14 protein-coding genes and 1 pseudogene are annotated in these 19,034 nt (G+C 38.8%); 8 read left to right on the top strand and 7 right to left on the bottom strand.

Annotated features, from left to right (window positions below; translation table 11 throughout):
- Positions 1-57 precede the first annotated feature (57 nt).
- The 3 genes from PMI_RS15550 to PMI_RS15540 are packed head-to-tail and all read left to right on the top strand — an operon-like array spanning position 58 to position 5,192.
- The gene (locus PMI_RS15550) at positions 58-1,314 is read left to right on the top strand and encodes a DNA adenine methylase (protein WP_012368645.1); all 1,257 of its coding nucleotides are present in this window, start codon (positions 58-60) and stop codon (positions 1,312-1,314) included.
- Positions 1,311-2,846 (top strand): DNA methyltransferase, encoded by a 1,536-nt coding sequence (locus PMI_RS15545; protein WP_012368644.1) that lies wholly within the window; start codon positions 1,311-1,313, stop codon positions 2,844-2,846. The genes PMI_RS15550 and PMI_RS15545 overlap by 4 nt, the downstream gene beginning before the upstream one ends.
- The gene (locus PMI_RS15540) at positions 2,847-5,192 is read left to right on the top strand and encodes a restriction endonuclease (RefSeq protein WP_012368643.1); all 2,346 of its coding nucleotides are present in this window, start codon (positions 2,847-2,849) and stop codon (positions 5,190-5,192) included.
- A gap of 57 nt (positions 5,193-5,249) precedes the next feature.
- On the opposite strand, the pseudogene PMI_RS19115 reads toward PMI_RS15540, so the two are convergent.
- From PMI_RS19115 to PMI_RS15525, 3 genes and pseudogenes are all read right to left on the bottom strand, one after another.
- Positions 5,250-6,140: pseudogene (locus PMI_RS19115) on the bottom strand (integrase core domain-containing protein).
- A gap of 217 nt (positions 6,141-6,357) precedes the next feature.
- Positions 6,358-7,257, bottom strand: a complete 900-nt coding sequence (murQ, locus tag PMI_RS15530; RefSeq protein WP_012368641.1) for an N-acetylmuramic acid 6-phosphate etherase — start codon at positions 7,255-7,257, stop codon at positions 6,358-6,360.
- Positions 7,258-7,532: 275 nt separating this feature from the next.
- The gene (locus PMI_RS15525) at positions 7,533-8,096 is read right to left on the bottom strand and encodes a class I SAM-dependent methyltransferase (protein ID WP_012368640.1); all 564 of its coding nucleotides are present in this window, start codon (positions 8,094-8,096) and stop codon (positions 7,533-7,535) included.
- Positions 8,097-8,595: 499 nt separating this feature from the next.
- On the opposite strand from PMI_RS15525, the gene asd reads away from it, so the two are divergent.
- Entirely contained in the window at positions 8,596-9,702 is a 1,107-nt protein-coding gene (gene asd, locus PMI_RS15520; protein ID WP_004249769.1) for an aspartate-semialdehyde dehydrogenase, read from the top strand.
- 79 nt (positions 9,703-9,781) lie between these two features.
- On the opposite strand, the gene gyrB is transcribed toward asd, so the two are convergent.
- The 4 genes from gyrB to dnaA are packed head-to-tail and all read right to left on the bottom strand — an operon-like array spanning position 9,782 to position 15,825.
- Positions 9,782-12,196, bottom strand: a complete 2,415-nt coding sequence (gene gyrB / locus PMI_RS15515) for a DNA topoisomerase (ATP-hydrolyzing) subunit B (RefSeq protein ID WP_004246504.1) — start codon at positions 12,194-12,196, stop codon at positions 9,782-9,784.
- A 20-nt stretch (positions 12,197-12,216) separates the two neighbouring features.
- Positions 12,217-13,305, bottom strand: coding sequence for a DNA replication/repair protein RecF (gene recF / locus PMI_RS15510; protein ID WP_004246505.1), 1,089 nt, complete (start codon positions 13,303-13,305; stop codon positions 12,217-12,219).
- An 11-nt stretch (positions 13,306-13,316) separates the two neighbouring features.
- On the bottom strand, positions 13,317-14,420 hold the full coding sequence (gene dnaN / locus PMI_RS15505; protein WP_004246506.1) for a DNA polymerase III subunit beta: 1,104 nt from the start codon (positions 14,418-14,420) through the stop codon (positions 13,317-13,319).
- 4 nt (positions 14,421-14,424) lie between these two features.
- Positions 14,425-15,825, bottom strand: a complete 1,401-nt coding sequence (gene dnaA / locus PMI_RS15500; RefSeq protein WP_004246507.1) for a chromosomal replication initiator protein DnaA — start codon at positions 15,823-15,825, stop codon at positions 14,425-14,427.
- Positions 15,826-16,547: 722 nt separating this feature from the next.
- On the opposite strand from dnaA, the gene rpmH reads away from it, so the two are divergent.
- Genes rpmH through yidC form a run of 4 tightly spaced genes read left to right on the top strand, consistent with a single transcriptional unit; the run spans position 16,548 to position 18,935 of the window.
- The gene (gene rpmH / locus PMI_RS15495) at positions 16,548-16,691 is read left to right on the top strand and encodes a 50S ribosomal protein L34 (RefSeq protein ID WP_004246509.1); all 144 of its coding nucleotides are present in this window, start codon (positions 16,548-16,550) and stop codon (positions 16,689-16,691) included.
- Positions 16,692-16,708: 17 nt separating this feature from the next.
- The gene (gene rnpA, locus PMI_RS15490; RefSeq protein WP_004246510.1) at positions 16,709-17,068 is read left to right on the top strand and encodes a ribonuclease P protein component; all 360 of its coding nucleotides are present in this window, start codon (positions 16,709-16,711) and stop codon (positions 17,066-17,068) included.
- Entirely contained in the window at positions 17,032-17,292 is a 261-nt protein-coding gene (yidD, locus tag PMI_RS19110; RefSeq protein ID WP_012368639.1) for a membrane protein insertion efficiency factor YidD, read from the top strand. Before rnpA ends, yidD begins: the two co-directional genes overlap by 37 nt.
- Positions 17,293-17,294: 2 nt before the next feature.
- Positions 17,295-18,935, top strand: a complete 1,641-nt coding sequence (gene yidC, locus PMI_RS15485; protein ID WP_004246512.1) for a membrane protein insertase YidC — start codon at positions 17,295-17,297, stop codon at positions 18,933-18,935.
- Positions 18,936-19,034: the final 99 nt, after the last annotated feature.

The following is a 19,034-nucleotide window of genomic DNA, read 5'->3' as shown; positions in this document are numbered from 1 at the left end:
TCTACTATCCTCTGATGTATCTTAACCTCAATAACTGTTTTTATATACAGGTATCTTATGTTAACCGAAGAAAACATCCCTAAGTTGCATAATCAAGTCGCTCAAAGACCTTTGACAATGCAATATTTGGGTGGAAAATCAAGAATAGTCAATAATATTCTTGATACAATCGTTAGGTACTTTCCTAATCAAAACAAATTCATAGACCTGTTTGCTGGCTCCGGCGTCGTAGCGTTTGAAGCTCAGCATAGAGGCTATGCAGTAACTGCTAATGATATACAGCCTTACTCAGCTACACTTCTCTCTTCACTACTCAACCCTACTAGTGGTAATTTATCTTCAATAATTAGTGAATTAAGTAAGGTAACTAATAAGTCTCTATTTTCGGGTGATCGAGAAAATTATCTTCCTGAATACTTTACAGAGCTCTCTTTCTACAACCAGATCGAACATGAGCAATTTAACTGGGAATCTTATAAAACGTTCGTAGATAGTGCATTACTTTGTGGTGGGGATGCCGAAGCAATCGAGAATCTAAAGAACTCTGAAAAATGGACATTATTTCTGGCTTACTACCGAAATACTTACTTTGGAATTTATCAGTGTGCGGAGATAGATTTCTTGAGAGAGTTTGCTGAAAATTGTGCTCCCGAAGACAAAAAACACATATTGGCTTGTGTAACATCTGCAATGACTTATTGCGTGTCGAGTACAACCCATCTAGCACAATTTCTTAAACCACATAGTTATAAGTCTGCAATCAACTTAATAAAAAAACGTTCTATCTCAATAATTAATGAAACAATTAAAAGGTTAATAGCACTTGACTCCAGTTTATTGACGACAGAAGCTAAAGTTTTACAACAAGAATTTAAGAGTGCTCTAGATGAAATTACTCTTGATTCCGAAACAATTGTATATGCTGATCCACCATATTTTAAAGAGCACTATTCTCGATACTACCACGTATTAGATACTTTTGTTTTATATGACTATCCAATGCTGACCTTTAATAAGCGTATAGGTTCAACAACAGTTGGTCGTTATAGAGAAGATCGTATTACTTCAGATTTTGGTAAAAAAGCTCTAGCTAAAAAAGCCTTTGAAAAACTCATTGATATCTGTATGAATGCAAACGCTAAGTTAGCTATTAGCTATGCTTGCTCGTCAATTGTTGATAGTCAGTTTTTCTTTGAGTATACAAAAAAGAAGGGGTTACAAATGGAAGTTAAAGAGTTTTCTCTTCAGCATACGGGGCAGGGACAAGCGAGACATAAAAACGTAACAGAATACTTATTCCTAATATCAAAATGAAAGATTTAAAAGATTTAAAAAATTTACTGAAGGCGACTAAGCCAAATCATGATTATCCCGCAGGATTAATCCATCCTTATTGGGCAAGAAAACCAATCAATATAACCGAGTTATTAGTTGAAAAATTAAGTAACCCAGGAGATTTAGTAGTAGATCCATTTATGGGATCAGGGACATCATTGATCGCAGCCTTGAAGTTAAACAGAAGAACTATCGGATCCGATCTCAGCCCTATATCCAACTTATTAGTAAGTACCATACTTTCAACGACAGATTCATCTACTCATTTAAAGGGTATATTATCATCAGCTTTTGAAGAGTGGAGAAGTTATGCTATAGAGATATATAAAACTACAGATGGATTATGTGTTGAAAGGGAGTCTTTCAATGTTGAAGGTAGCTATGTAGGTGGAAATTTTAGATTAGTTAATTGTGAGGTGAAAATAAAACCTATCGTAAATAACAATCTAAAAGGAAAGGTTCTCATTTGCGACAATATTATATACTCATGTAAAGATGATGAACTAAATATAACTAACCCTTTAGACTTTGAACGCATTGAGTTTGTAGAAAATACAAGAATAGCTGTTCATAATGGTGTGAAAGCTTCTGATTTTTTTACTAATAGAAATAAGTCATTTATTAATCACTGTCTCTTATACATTCGAAAAACAGAGTTTACTGAGAGTGAAAGAAATTTCTTAAAGATTTTTTTATCCTCTATGCTTCCTTTACTACGATTAAGTGATAAAAAGGCAAGTTCACAATGGCCTTACTGGCGACCTAAAAAAGAACTTACATCAAGAAACCCGATAGTCGCTTTAAATAAAAGAAATAAAGCTTTTATTGATTTTTTAAATTGGTCCGAAAAGGAATTGGCCGAAACCCAATGTACTCATGAAACATTTAATGTTCCAGCTGATAGATTAATAGACATTGCTCTTGAAGATAGCACCGTTGATCTTATAATCACAGATCCGCCATATGCTGATCATGCGCCTTATTTAGAATATTCTGATTTTTATTGGTCAATAATTGATGAAACAAGAACAAAAGATTTATGGAAATTCGAAATTGTAAAAACAAATGCTGTAGGTCGAAATATTGACTCTAATGATTACGATATAAGAATGATGAATTCTTTTAAATCTATATTAAAAGGATTAAAAGATGATGGTTACTTTGCTTTTTTCTATTTAGACAAGAATATCAAGCACTGGAAAACTATAAAGCGGTCAATTATCGAATCAAATTGCGTTTTTGAAGATGTAATCGCGATACCTAAACAACGTAGATCCATGAAAGCTGTTACATCTCCAGGAAAAACATTAGATGGAGACTTAATTGTAATTTGTAGGAAAAGTGCTTCTAAATTAAAGAATCAGAGAAAAATCACTTTAGATGATGCTCTAATTCAACTATCTGAAGGAACATACTTCGATAGGTTTGCTGAATTTATTAAAATTTATCTAGTAAATGAAGTTACTGGTATTGATGAAAAAATAGAAAAAGACATATCAAGGATAATATAAATGTATTGGCTTTTTTCAAAAGAAAAACAAAAAGCAGTCAGAGAAAAAATAGATAGACTAGTTTTAACACTATCTGATATTAATCATAAACCACCTCATGCAGATCAATTGTTTCCATTTCAAGGAAGAAAAGCAATAAACCACGCAAAAAGTGTAATTGATATACTAACAGAGGCCGAGGATACAGTATGCGACCCGTTTTCTGGGTCAGGAAGCTTTGCATACGCGGCTTCGCTAATGAATCGGAATGTGTATGCCAACGAGTATGAGCCATATACGTACAAAATGGTTCAGTTACCTTTTAATTTGCCAGACAAAAATGAACTAATATCCACCTTTGAACAGCTTATAAAGATAGCTAGACCACAAACTGAATACTACTACAGAAGTATGTGCAGTTGCGGTGAAAAAATAACTATAGATTCTCTTTGTTACGACAGAACGCCACTAAATTATAAAACTATCACACATCATGAAAGACTTGGAAAGAATGGAGAAAATATAACTTTTAGGGGTAAATTCAAATGTAAAAATTGTGGTGCCAAAGAGAAGTTTTTCGACGAATATGATCAGAGTGTGATGGATGAAATCGAAAAAATGGACATAGATTTTTTTGATTTTAGATTCATCGAAAACTCTAGGATAAACCTAGGAAAAGATTTTTTGGATTACAAAAATTTATTTCCGAAAAGAAGTCAAATCGTATCAACTATTCTTTGGAACGAAATATTGAACTTAGACTGTAGTGAGGCTTCTAAAGAGTATTTAAAATGTACCTTCTTATCTGTAATTCCCAATATGAAATATAAAGATTACAGAAGTAAAAGTCAGGATTTGCATTGTCCTAAAGTACAGTTGAGAGAAACGAACATACTCAACATATTTGAGAAACAATTTAAAAATCGGATCAATACTATATATGGCTACTCATTAAATAACTTCTCAAAAATTAAATTTGGAAACTCTGATTACAGAGAGTTTTTATCAAAAATTAAGCCAGAAACGATTGACTTAGTGATAACCGATCCTCCATGGCATGATGGAAGCGCATACTTTGAAAGAGCACAACTTTACCACCCTTGGCTAGGTTATGATTTAAAAATTGATGAACTGCGTTTAGCTAAAGAAGTTATTGTAAGTAACTCCCCAGAGAGACCGGAAAAAAGAGAATATGAGCAGTGGTGGGATGATATAAGTGAACTATTTAATCATGCTTATACAGTATTAGGTGAGTCTAAATTCCTAGTTCTTTACTTTAGGCCCGTTCCTGCAAATGAATGGATAGCTAACTTCAATAGGTTGAAATTACTGGCGAGAAAGAATGGCTTTGAACCATTGCTCACGATAGATCTTTCTAATAACGATCCTTCTATGAGAATACAACAGAGTGCGCACTATGCTTTTAGTAGTGATTTGATTCTAACGTTCATAAAGCTTTCTTATGATGAAAGACGATGTTATGTAAACGATTATGACTTAGACGAGTTAGCATATAGGTGCTCTGTTTCACTTCAAGATAAATTAGCTGGATCTTTTAGCGAACAGGCATGGAAAAGAAGCTTTTTTTCTAAATTAAATAATCTGGGACTACATGAATTAAACCTACCAAAAAATAGACATTTAGTTGAAAGAGCATTTCGTAGAGTTTGCCAAGAAAGTACAGCTGGTCAATATCTTCCGAGGGCAACTAGTCCATATTCAGATGAAATCTTCAATGTACCATATATAGAAAGGGTCTCACTTTATATCCCATATGTGATTGAAGAACTTCTGTTAAATCGTGACAAATTTACATTTGATCAATTCTTGCTCAAAGTTGCAGAATTCGTAGAAAATGGAACTAGAGCAATTTTAGAAGATATTTTGAAGGATGGTGAAGACTCAATCCATTCTCTTTTAAATCTTTATGCAGAGCCTGTAGATGGAGGAAAATTCTTCACTAAACGACCTATCCCCAAAATACCAAGCAATATACAAAACTTATTAGAGTTAGATCCTTATGAGTTCGAAGTGTTTGTAGCTAAAATTCTGGAGTTAGAAGGATACTCCAATGTTGTCGTTTCAGGGCGAGCAGGTGACCGTGGTGTTGATGTCAGATGTAATAACAAAAATGGTGACTTGGTTATTGTGCAGTGCAAGAGGTATACAAAGAGTAAAATTGGTTCCACCCCTATTCAAAGGCTTCACAGTTTCGCAAATACAAGAGGTGCTAAAGAAATGATTTGTATAACTACGACAGACTTTACACCTGATGGATATGATGAGGCTAGATTAACAGGAGTTAGAACAATAGAGCGAAATGAGTTGGAGCACATTGTCCATAAGCATAATATCTTTCACTCATAATACGCCATAAAGTGGACAACGTTTTTCGGCGTCCACTTTTGGTTGTCCACTCTCCCTTTAATTGAGACACTCCAACTTAGAGTTTTCTAACTGTTTACGATAGACCTCGGTGGGAGGTGGTTTAAACTTTCGTAAGTTCGATTTTGGTTATAATCTTGCTACCAAAACCACACCATTTCTCGTACCTGAATTAATGATTCAAATAAATACACATTTAAAAATTCGCGGCGAAATGAGCCATTAAATCGTTCGATAAAACCATTTTTCGGTGGCTTGCCGGGTTGAATATGAGAGCTCAACGTGGTGAGTTTCGCAGTAATTCAATAAATTAATCGAGATTAGTTCAAGCATCCTGATAACACGTTTAGCCGGTAATGATGTATCAACCTCAATCGCCAAGCATTCACGCGTTACCTCATCAATAATATTGAGGGTTCTGAACCGCTTACCGCAATATAAACTGTCGTGCATAAAATCCTATACCCATTGAATATTCGGGATTTTTTCTATCACCAATGGTCTTTTTTACGCCAATCTATTTGCTGACGATAAAATGTGGCTCGTGACAACGACGTCAGCTTACAGGCCTTAATGACTGATAAACCTGCCTCTTTTAATGATTGAGCACAGGATCTTTTTTCAGCCACTACCAACCCTTTTTGCGAAAAGCTCCTTCATTGCATGGTTTTCAAGACTAACTTCGGCAAAGAACTTTTTCGGTTTCGCGTTCTCATCTTCAAGTTCTTTTAATCGTTTAACATCATTAGCTTCCATGCCACCATACTTTGATTTCGAATTATAATAAGTAGCGTTGCTGATCCCATTTTGGCGGCAAATATCGTCCACTTTCATTCCAGAATCAGCGAGTTTTAAAATATTAACGATTTGAGTTTCAGTAAAACGGGCTTTTTTATCATAACCTCTGTAATGGCTGGGGCAGACAGAAATTCTAATTATAGCTGTCTTATTTTAGAGGAAGTGGACAATTCATATTGCGCTTATTTCTATAAAAATGGACATAAAATAAAGGCCCCTTTCAATATTTCATACCAAATATGACAAGGTAGTGACATATTGAATTTTCGCTGATTAACATTGCGACGGATCACTCACCAATGCGAAGATAGCATTTATCATTCCGTTTAAAAGCAAATCTGTAACGCTATCATTTAGCTAGAGCTTGTCTAATAAACCCTTTATTTTGCGCCAACAACTGTGTTGCTTGTTGTGCATTTACGCCGGCTAAAATCATCAAAATCGCTGTTTTACAATGACGTTGGCATTGTGCTAGTGCTTGTTCAGCAGTAGCTCGATCACACTCTGTTGCTTGCATCACAATACGAATTTGGCGTTCAATTAATTTGGCATTAGTGGCTTCAACATCTACCATTAAATTACCAAATACTTTACCCATCTTTATCATGGCACCTGTGGTTATCATATTTAATACCAGTTTTTGTGCCGTGCCTGCTTTCATACGTGATGAGCCAGTTACCACTTCAGGCCCCACAATCGGCGTAATAGCAATATCGGCACGTTGCGCTATGGGACTATCAGGATTACAACTAATTGCCCCGGTCACCGCACCTAGTGAGCGTGCATATTCTAATGCGCCAATCACATAAGGCGTTCGACCACTGGCTGCAATCCCAACTAGCACATCCTTAGCATTAAAATTAAGCTGGTGTAAATCCTCTGCCCCCAATTGGACATTATCTTCTGCATTTTCAACCGCTTGTAAAATGGCTTTGTGTCCCCCGGCAATTAAGCCAATCACCATATCATGGGGGGTTCCATAGGTTGGAGGACATTCACTGGCATCTAAAATTCCCAAACGACCAGAAGTACCTGCACCGCAATAAATTAATCGACCACCTTGAGAAAATGCTGTTACGACCTTATCCACCAGCCGTGCAATATGGGGTAATGTGGCTTCAACCGCAAAAGGCACTTTTTTATCTTCATTATTAATGACTTTTAGCATTTCAAGTGTTGAAAGTGTATCAATATGTTCACTGTGATGATTGCGACTTTCTGTCACCAGATGACCAAGGTCGATTGCCATTTTAAGTCCCTAAATTGCTATTTATCTGTTAATCTCAAAAAACATCAACGATTATACACCCAATTATGATAGGTGAGTTTTTCAAAATCATGACTTAGGCGACTTTACATGACATTGCGGCATGATATTTCGATATTTATCAGACTATAGATACATTTTTTCGTCTTTTTTATCTTACTATTTAAATTAAAAAATAAGATACATACTTTTATTGATACACAATATTTGCGTAAAAATAGAGAGTCACAATAATGACAATTTAAGATGTAATGTTATTACACTATTTTTGGCGTGCAATAATAAACCCAAGCTGGCGGTACATTTAACATCACACGTTTTTTCTCTAAATGAAAATAACGAGATAATGTTTTTTCATATCGAGTGGTATATTGAAACAACACAAAACAACCTTGGGTTTTTAATAATTCGCTATGTACCCGCTTTAAGATTTTTAACCCTAACCTTCTGTTAATAGACAAGAAAGGCAACCCAGAAATAATCATATTATAATGACTATCTAACTTTTCAGCCGACGCTGTATAGATGGTTAAACGGGGATCATTAATCTTATTCAGCTCATTAGCGAATGCTGGCTCTATCTCAAAAACATCTAATACCGAGTTTGATGACATACGTTTTAAGATCTGTTGCGTAATCACCCCAGTACCCGCACCTAATTCGGCGATTTGGATATCTTGTTGCCAATTTAATTTATTGAGCATTTCATAACATAACCAACGTGATGAAGGCGCAATAGTTCCCATTGTGGTAGGAGACAGTACAAACCGCTTTAAATATGAATAATAGGTTGATAATGGAAAGTAGGTTGATAAATCCATCTTGCGCCCCCTAAAGCTTTTATCTAGATAAAATAAAAATCAGATAAAATGAAGTACATTCATCGTTATTTTTTATTTATGAATTTATGTCATCTCACTAATGACGGATTTCAGTATAAAGCTTGGAGCTATCTCTAAGTAAATACGTTTTTCTTATATATTACACTATTTTACATTTTTCTATTTTTATCATTGTTTATTAGACAAGAATATAAATTTATTTATCAAAAAAATGAAATAAGTCATAACGGAATCATCTTAATCTTTTTTATAAATGATTTATGCTTAATGTTCACTTAATTAATGGCGCATTATTTTTAACAAATTCGTGATATTTGTTCGTTCTGTAGTTTCCTTTTGTTAACTCTATGCAGACTATTAGAAACACTTCTAATTCTTTGGTAAATAATCAATAAATTCACTTGCACCTCTCTCTATATTTTGTCAGGTTAGTGTGAAGTCTCTCACTATTCCTACAGACAAAGACAGGGTAATTACAATGAAAAATGTTGGTTTTGTGGGCTGGCGTGGTATGGTCGGCTCCGTTTTAATGCAAAGAATGGTTGAAGAACGTGATTTTGATGGGATAAACCCTGTTTTCTTCACCACTTCTCAATTAGGTGAAGCAGCACCTGCTTATGGCAATCATCGTAGTACACTGCAAGATGCTTATGATATTGATACGCTCGCCTCACTCGATATCATTATCAGTTGCCAAGGGGGTGATTACACCCATGATATTTATCCCAAACTACGTCAAGCGGGTTGGCAAGGTTATTGGATTGATGCGGCATCTGCACTACGCATGAATGATGATGCGGTGATTATTCTTGATCCCGTTAATGGTCAACATATCCAAGATAGCCTCAATAAAGGTATTAAAACCTTTGTGGGGGGGAATTGCACCGTAAGCTTAATGTTGATGTCTTTGGGCGGACTTTTTGCTAACGATTTAGTTGAGTGGGCTAGTGTCTCCACTTACCAAGCCGCATCCGGCGCCGGTGCGCGTCATATGCGTGAATTATTGTCACAAATGGGTGCATTACATAACCAAGTGGTTAAAGAGCTAGAAAATCCAGCTTCGGCAATTTTAGATATTGAGCGCAAAGTCACTAACTTTACTCGCAGTGGTACTATGCCGACAGAGCAATTTGGTGTTCCACTGGCTGGTAGCTTAATTCCTTGGATTGATAAACAATTGGAAAATGGCCAGAGCCGTGAAGAGTGGAAAGGCCAAGCTGAAACCAACAAGATCTTAAACACCGGTTCAAATATCATTCCTGTGGATGGTCTTTGTGTTCGTATAGGTGCATTACGTTGTCATAGCCAAGCATTCACCTTAAAACTGAAAAAAGATTTACCGGTTAACGAAATTGAGCAATTGCTTGCCCAACATAATGATTGGGTAAAAGTAGTGCCAAACGATCGTGAATTAACAATGCGCGAATTAACCCCAGCAGCCGTAACGGGCACATTAAGTACCCCTGTAGGACGTATTCGTAAACTGAATATGGGACCTGAATTTATTTCTGCCTTTACAGTGGGTGATCAGTTGTTATGGGGTGCCGCAGAGCCACTTCGTCGTATGCTGAAGATCTTAGCTTAAAACACAACGAATACTATAGATATAAAAAACCCGCTAACCTATTGAATTAGCGGGTTTTGTTTGACTCAAGAAAACGTTATTAGATATCGATATTTTCTGCTTTTAGTGCATTTTCTTCGATAAAAGCACGACGAGGTTCAACAGCATCACCCATTAAGGTTGTGAATAACTCATCGGTAGCAATCGCATCTTTCACAGTGACTTGCATCATACGACGCGTATCTGGGTTCATGGTGGTTTCCCATAATTGTTCTGGGTTCATTTCACCAAGACCTTTATAACGCTGTACAGCAAGACCACGACGTGATTCTTTGGTTAACCATTCTAGGGCTTCTTCAAAGCTTGAAATCGCCTGACGACGTTCTCCACGCTCAATATAGGCCCCTTCTTCAATCAGGTTACCAATAATATCGCCCAAATTAGTAATACGTTGATATTCACTACTATGAATAAAATCGTAATCCAATTTATAGTCTGTATCGATACCGTAAGTACGAATGCGTAATACTGGCTCAAATAAACGATTTTCTTCGTTTTGTGTGATGGTATAGCTGTAAGTACTGCTTTGCTCTTCCGCATTATTTAAACGGTTCACCAAGCCACTCATCCACTCTTCCACTTTCGCTTTATCAGAGAGATCATCTTCTGTCAGCGTTGAGTGATAGACCAAGCTATTTAACATACTCAGTGGATAGAGACGCTCCATACGACGAATAATTTTATGCGCAGCATGGTAGTCAACAACCAGTTTTTCTAATTGTGCACCATGCATAGCAGGGGCATGTTCACTGACGTAAAGCGCTGCACCATCAAGCGCAATAGACATCAGATATTCATCCATCGCATCATCATCTTTAATGTATTGCTCTTGTTTCCCTTTTTTCACTTTATAGAGAGGTGGCTGAGCAATAAAGATATGACCACGTTCGATAATTTCTGGCATTTGGCGATAGAAGAACGTCAGTAATAATGTACGAATGTGAGAACCATCGACGTCCGCATCCGTCATGATAATAATGCTGTGATAACGCAGTTTATCTGGGTTATATTCATCACGGCCAATACCACAACCTAATGCCGTGATAAGCGTTGCCACTTCTTGAGATGCCAGCATCTTATCAAAACGCGCTTTCTCAACGTTTAAGATCTTACCTTTTAACGGTAAAATCGCTTGCGTTTTACGGTTACGCCCTTGTTTTGCCGAGCCACCCGCAGAGTCCCCTTCCACTAAGTAGAGTTCAGAAAAAGCAGGATCACGCTCAGAGCAGTCCGCTAATTTACCCGGTAAACCACCTAAATCGAGTGCGCCTTTACGACGCGTCATCTCACGTGCTTTACGCGCAGCTTCACGGGCACGAGCGGCATCAATAATTTTACCGACAACAATTTTTGCGTCAGTCGGATTTTCTAATAGATATTCCACCAGCTTCTCATTCATCAGCGTTTCTACCGCTGTTTTAACTTCAGAAGAAACCAGTTTATCTTTCGTTTGTGATGAGAATTTCGGATCAGGTACTTTAACAGAAATAACCGCAATCAGGCCTTCACGAGCATCATCACCCGTTGCACTGATTTTCGATTTCTTATTAAAGCCTTCTTTATCCATATAGTTGTTTAGCGTACGGGTCATTGCGGTACGGAAACCAACTAAGTGAGTACCACCATCACGTTGTGGAATATTATTGGTAAAGCAATAAACGTTTTCTTGGAAACCATCATTCCACAGCATCGCCACTTCAACACCAATGCCATCTTTCTCTGTAGAAAAATAGAATACATTTTGGTGAATAGGCGTTTTATTACGGCTTAAGTATTCAACGAATGCTTTGATACCACCTTCATAGTGGAAATGATCTTCGCGGTTATCACGTTTATCAATTAAACGAATAGAGACTCCTGAGTTTAAGAAGGAGAGCTCACGCAGACGTTTCGCTAAAATATCATATTGGAATTCAGTCTCACCTTTAAAGGTATCAAGACTTGGCCAGAAACGAACAAAGGTTCCTGACTTATCTGTTTCACCAATCACTTTTAAGCGATCGTCAGGTACACCTGAACGGTAAATTTGTTGATGAATTTTACCATCACGATGGATAGTCAGTTCAAGTTTTTCAGACAACGCATTAACAACGGAAACCCCTACACCATGCAGCCCACCAGAGACTTTATAGGAGTTATCATCGAATTTACCACCCGCATGCAGAACCGTCATAATCACTTCTGCTGCAGAAACGCCCTCTTCTTCATGAATACCCGTTGGAATACCACGGCCATCATCGCGAACAGAGACTGAGTTATCTGAATGGATAGTGACAATAATCTCATCACAGTAACCCGCGAGGGCTTCGTCGATAGCGTTGTCGACCACCTCGAAGACCATGTGATGCAGACCGGTTCCATCATCTGTATCCCCGATATACATCCCCGGGCGCTTACGCACCGCATCCAGCCCTTTTAATACTTTGATACTTGAGGAGTCATATGTATTCGACATCAACGTTTCTCGCTTTATTCCTATGGTTTAACCTCTATTTTGCCATGTTCTACGCTAAATAGCCTGCTATTTACATCTAGCATATCTTTAACTTGCCCAGAGGTGATTGCACTGACAAACACCTGAGCTTGCGTAGACTTTAAACGCTCGGCTAACAACTGGCGCCGATTTGCGTCTAATTCAGAAGCAAAATCATCGAGCAGATACAGGCATCTTTGCCCATTCTTACGAGTGAAATATTCACCTTGTGCCAGCCTTAATGCACACATTAACAACTTAAGCTGACCCCGTGACAACATATCTTCTACCGGAGTGCCGTTAGCACGAATACGTAAATCCGCTTTATGAGCACCTAACGAGGTATATGATAACACTTTGTCACGTTCAAATTGACGTTCTAGCAACTGTGCATAATCGGTTTCTTTATCCCATCCTCGTTGAAAACTGACTTTCAAGGTAAATTCAGGGAGAAATAATTGGCACGTTTCTTCAATATCTTTGGCGATATCTTCTGTATATTCAGCTCGCCATTGGCTTATCTGTTCTGTCAGTAAGATAAGCTCTTTATCCCAAGGTAAGAGTTGTCGATAAGACGACGCTTGCCTGAGTGCTGCATTACGCTGTTTTAAGACGCGTTTTAAATCTGACCATGCAGCAAAAAATCGAGGCTCATTATGAAAACAACCCCAATCGATAAAAGCACGACGATATTTAGGCCCACCATTAAGTAATGTGAACCCCTCAGGGGTTATTAATTGCATCGGTAATAACTTCGCTAACTCTGCAATTTTATGCCCATCGCTACCATCAATACGTACCGTACTGTTACCCTCGCGATCTTTACTTAAACCAATTGAGTAACCGCGACTTTCTTCATCAAGGCCACTTAAACGCCCATGTAAAATAAACGCATTTTCATCATGCTGGATCACTCGATTCGCTTGGGCACTACGAAATGCCCGTCCATGGCCTAATGTGTAAATCGCTTCAAGTATACTGGTTTTCCCACTCCCGTTTGGTCCTACAAGAAAATTAAAACCATCCGCTAATGGCAAATCAGCCTGTTCAATATTTCTAAAATGGCGGATCAATAAACGGGATAAAATCATATTAATCGTGATTACAAGCGCATCGGCATAACAACATAAGCTGCGGCTGCACTTGCCACATTCTCAACCTGTACACTTGAAACAGCATCAGTCAGTAATAATTTTACCTCTTCACACTTGAGTGTGTTTAACACATCAAGAAGGTAGCTCACATTAAAACCGATCTCCATCTCTTCCCCCTGATACTGAACATCGACAATTTCTTCTGCTTCTTCTTGTTCAGGGTTGTTAGCGGTAATTTTTAATTGTCCATTAGTGAGGTTAATACGCACCCCACGGAATTTTTCATTCGATAAAATCGCCGCACGAGAGAACGCTTGTTTGAGGATATCACAACCTGCGATAACTGTTTTAGTCGGATTTTTCGGTAATACGCGGCGATAGTCAGGGAAACGACCATCAACCAGTTTCGAGGTAAAAATAAAGTCGCCTACATGAGCGCGTAAATTATTACTGCCAATTTGTAACTGTAATAAACTCTCACCACTGCCATCAAGTAAACGCATCAGTTCAATAACACCTTTACGTGGCACAATAACAGAATGTCCGGGTAAAGATTGTCCAATATCCATGGCACAGACCGCTAAACGGTGACCATCAGTAGCAACTGTGCGCAATTCCGTGTTTTCCGTTTCAAATAACATACCGTTGAGGTAGTAACGCACATCTTGATGCGCCATTGAAAACTGTGTGGATTCAATCAAACGTTTTAGAGTGGCTTGTGGCAAAGTAAATTCAACCTCACTTTGCCAATCGTCTAAATTCGGGAAATCAGACGCAGGGAGTGTCGATAAAGAAAAACGACTTCTTCCTGAACGAACGAGTAAGCGATCACCGTCTAATTCTACGCTGATTTCTGCTCCCTCAGGTAATCCGCGCCAAATATCAAAAAACTTACGCGCAGGAACAGTCGTTGCACCGATTTCATGAGATTGGCTAAGACTCACTCTTGCCATCATCTCCATCTCAAGGTCTGTACCTGTTAGCGATAAGGTATTCTCCGTCACCTTAAGCAACAGGTTGCCTAAAATAGGTAAAGTTGGGCGACCGCCTAAAGGGCCGCTGACTTGTTGCAGCGGCTTTAGCAGCTGTTCTCGTTCAATGATAAATTTCATAGCGCTAGGATGATAATGTTCTGATTAAGTTAGAAAAATCTTCTTTGATATCGTGACTTTCTTCACGCAGTTGCTCTATTTTTCGGCAAGCATGCAGTACCGTAGTATGGTCACGACCACCAAAGGCATCCCCGATTTCAGGCAAGCTGTGGTTTGTTAATTCCTTTGCCAGCGCCATTGCCATTTGCCTCGGACGGGCAACCGATCGGGATCGTCGCTTCGACAACAAATCCGCTACCTTAATTTTATAATATTCTGCTACAGTTTTCTGAATATTATCGATAGTAACGAGTTTCTCTTGTAATGCGAGTAAATCACGTAATGCTTCACGCACAAAGTCGATGGTAATGGCTCGACCGGTAAAATTTGCGTTAGCTATTACTCGGTTTAATGCACCTTCTAGTTCACGGACGTTAGAGCGGAGTCGTTTAGCAATAAAAAACGCCACTTCATCAGGTAACTGGATTTGATTTTCGTCCGCTTTTTTCATCAAAATCGCCACACGCGTTTCTAATTCTGGTGGTTCAATGGCTACAGTCAATCCCCAACCAAAGCGCGATTTTAATCGATCCTCTACCCCGTTAATCTCTTTAGGATAACGGTCTGAGGTTAAAATAATTTGCTGATTTCCCTCTAACAAAGCGTTAAAGGTATGAAAAAACTCTTCTTGTGAACGCTCTTTATTGGCAAAAAATTGAATATCATCAATTAATAGCGCGTCTACAGAGCGATAGTAGCGTTTAAAATCTTCAATAGCATTATTTTGTAACGCCTTTACCATATCTTGCACGAAACGTTCCGAATGCATATAAACAACTTTAGCATTGGCTTTACGTTCCATAATACTGTTGCCCACCGCATGCAATAGATGCGTTTTACCCAGACCCGTTCCCCCATATAAAAACAGTGGGTTATAAGCTCCTCCAGGATTATCAGCAACTTGTCTTGCGGCAGCTCTAGCAAGTTGGTTCGATTTACCTTCAACGAAATTATCAAATTTATGTTTAGGATTCACATTAGAACGATAATTAAGTTCAGGTAACTGGGATTGCGGTTGATTATCCCAGCTAGGACGCACAGGCTGGCTGTTAGTCGGTGTGGAATTAACCGCGGGATGTGTCACGGTTTTGGGAACACTCTCGGTGGTACGTGCTGATACAGGTTTATTCCCCACTTCAAAACGCAACGAAGGGACATCAGAACCACAAAAGTCGACTAATAACGCATTAATATTATTAATGTACTTTTCTCTTACCCAATCTAACACAAAACGATTAGGTGCATACAGTGCCAGCGTGTTATCGCTTAGTTCTGCCTGCAAGGGACGTATCCACATACTAAATTCAGTGGCAGGTAACTCATCCTGCAATCGGGCAAGACAATGCTGCCAAAGCGAAAGTGACACGGCGGACTCCCCTCAAAAACAAGACTAAAAAATAAACAGGAAAAATGTGATTAAACACTTAGGTACACAACACCGTTCCTCTTCAATTCTTAATAAGGAACAACTTTGATGACCACGATTTTTACATCGTGCTTCACGATCGCAGACTGGTTGTTCTGATCGTGACGGGGGATCATATCGCAAAATGAAACGAAGATCCTCTTTCTTTTACACAGTTTTTATGGTTTTTATCCACAGGCTTACCTATTTGTGATAATTCTCCGAAATAAATAGGTAAGGGAGTTCTAGTGTACTTGAGTCACCCTATAAATAGCAATTGGGGATAACTTTCTGTAGGTAAATTTCTGCTCTTCTTATAAAGGATGATCAATTATCTGCATGATGATCCACCAAAGATCCTTGCGCTTTCACCCTGAGTCCGTATAATCTTGCACCCTGCGTGCTTGTACCAACAATTCGCCCTTTATCTTCCCTTTTTAGGGTGTCGATAAGAGCGAGCGTTGCGCATAAGTAAGGATTGATAATCGGGTTTGCTAAAAAAGACGACAAAAATCGGTACTTAAAACGTCATCTTCATTGACGCATTTGAGTGATTTTATTACAATCCCGCATCTTTCCATCATTGATGCTGCGATTGAAGTACTGGTTTGTTTATTTATTGCACTCCTGTCTGTCAACGCATTTGCTGAATCAGTAATAATATAAAGTAGGTAGAAATCGCTATGAAACGCACTTTTCAACCGTCTGTACTGAAGCGCAACCGTAACCACGGCTTCCGCGCTCGTATGGCCACTAAAAATGGTCGTCAGGTTCTGGCTCGCCGTCGTGCGAAAGGCCGCGCTCGTCTGACCGTTTCTTCGAAATAATAAAAGCTAACCATTCCGTGGTTAAGCTCGCTTTTCCAAGGGAGTTACGTTTGTTAACTCCCAAGCATTTCAATTTTGTTTTCCAGCAGCCACAGCGTGCGAGTTCACCAGAAGTTACAATTTTGGGTCGCCAGAATGAGCTGGGGCATCCCCGCATCGGTCTAACTATCGCAAAGAAAAACGTTAAACGTGCTCATGAGCGTAATCGGATTAAACGATTAGCCCGTGAATACTTTCGTTTACATCAGCATCAATTACCTGCTATGGATTTTGTGGTATTAGTAAGGAAGGGGGTAGCTGAACTTGATAACCACCAATTGACGGAAGTGTTGGGTAAATTATGGCGTCGTCATTGTCGCTTGGCTCAAAAATCCTGATCTTGCTGATTAGGGGCTATCAACTGGGGATTAGTCCTCTGTTGGGGCCTCGTTGTCGTTTCAATCCTACGTGCTCTCATTATGGTATTGAGGCATTGCGCAGGTTTGGAATGATAAAAGGTAGTTGGTTAACAGTGAAACGCATATTAAAATGCCACCCTTTACACGAAGGTGGTGATGATCCTGTCCCACCTAGAAAAAACGACGATAACAGAGAAAATTAACGATGGATTCGCAACGCAATCTTCTATTCATCGCTTTACTGTTCGTTTCTTTCCTGATCTGGCAGCAGTGGGAGGGTGATAAAGTATCACAAAACACCACCACTACTACTCAGGTCTCGCAACAAGCGGACATGCCAAGCAGTGATAGTCTTGCTGTGACTGGTAACAGCAATGAGCAGGCAAAATTGATTACCGTAAAAACTGACGTACTTGATCTTCGTATCAATACTCAGGGCGGTACTATCGATGAGGCTGATTTGTTAGCCTATCCCGCCGAGCTTAATTCAAAAACCCCTTTCCGTTTACTGGAAACTACACCTCAATTCCTGTATCAGGCTCAAAGTGGCTTAATTGGCCCTGATGGTCCAGATCAGAAATCTCGCCCTGTCTACAGTGCCACACAACAAGAATTTATCTTAGGTGAAAACCAAGATGAATTACGTGTACCTATGACTTTTGTGAATGAAGAAGGCGTGAAATTCGTCAAAACCTTTATTCTGAAAAAAGGTCAGTATGACATTGGTATTGAATACAAAGTTGAGAACCCAACAGATAAAACACTGACAATGAACTTTTATGGTCAGTTAAAACAATCTGTTAAGTTACCAGAACACCGTGATACTGGAAGTAGCAACTTTGCGCTACATACCTATCGTGGTGCGGCTTATTCATCAGATGAAACCAACTATAAAAAATATAGCTTTGGTGATATCGAAGATAAAAACCTTTCTATCACAACCAACAATGGTTGGATTGCGATGTTACAACAATACTTCGCAACCGCGTGGATCCCAGCTAAAGATAGTCAGAATAACAACTTCTACTCTATCACTTTAGATAATAAATCTATCGCACTGATTGGTTATAAATCAGCACCTATTACTGTTGCACCAAATAGCACACAGGATATCACTTCAACATTATGGGTCGGGCCTGAGATCCAGTCTGAAATGTCTGCAATCGCACCACATTTAGACCTATCTGTTGACTATGGTTGGTTATGGTTTATCTCTCAGCCACTGTTTAAGCTGCTGAAATTCCTGCACAGCTTTATCGGTAACTGGGGTTTCTCCATCATCATGATCACCTTTATCGTTCGTGGTATTATGTATCCACTCACGAAAGCGCAATACACCTCTATGGCGAAAATGCGTTTACTGCAACCAAAACTGGCGGCACTTCGTGAGCGTATTGGTGATGATAAACAACGTATGAGCCAAGAAATGATGGCGTTATACAAACAAGAGAAAGTTAATCCTCTTGGTGGTTGTTTACCGCTGATTATCCAGATGCCAATCTTCCTTGCCTTATACTATATGTTAATGGGCTCGGTTGAATTACGTCATGCACCATTTATATTATGGATCCAAGACTTATCAGCACAAGATCCGTACTATATCCTGCCATTATTAATGGGTGTGACGATGTTCATCATTCAGAAACTGTCACCAACAGCAGTCACTGATCCGATGCAACAAAAAATTATGACCTTTATGCCGGTTGTATTTACTGTATTCTTCCTGTGGTTCCCATCAGGTCTGGTTCTGTACTATATCGTCAGTAACCTAGTAACCATTATCCAGCAGCAGTTAATCTACCGCGGTCTGGAAAAACGTGGGCTACATAGTAGAGACAAAAAATAAGGTCACATCAGGAAAAACCTCTTCTTTGGTTACATTCAAAGAAAAGTGACATAAAATAGTGAAGGCGGTCTAATAGGCCGCCTTCTGTTTTTTTATTTT

Origin of the sequence: Proteus mirabilis HI4320 (assembly GCF_000069965.1) — a bacterium.
In the GTDB taxonomy this organism is placed as follows: Bacteria; Pseudomonadota; Gammaproteobacteria; order Enterobacterales; family Enterobacteriaceae; genus Proteus; species Proteus mirabilis.
The sequence above is the reverse complement of the archived record's forward strand: the minus strand, read 5'-3'. Positions and strand labels throughout refer to the sequence as shown.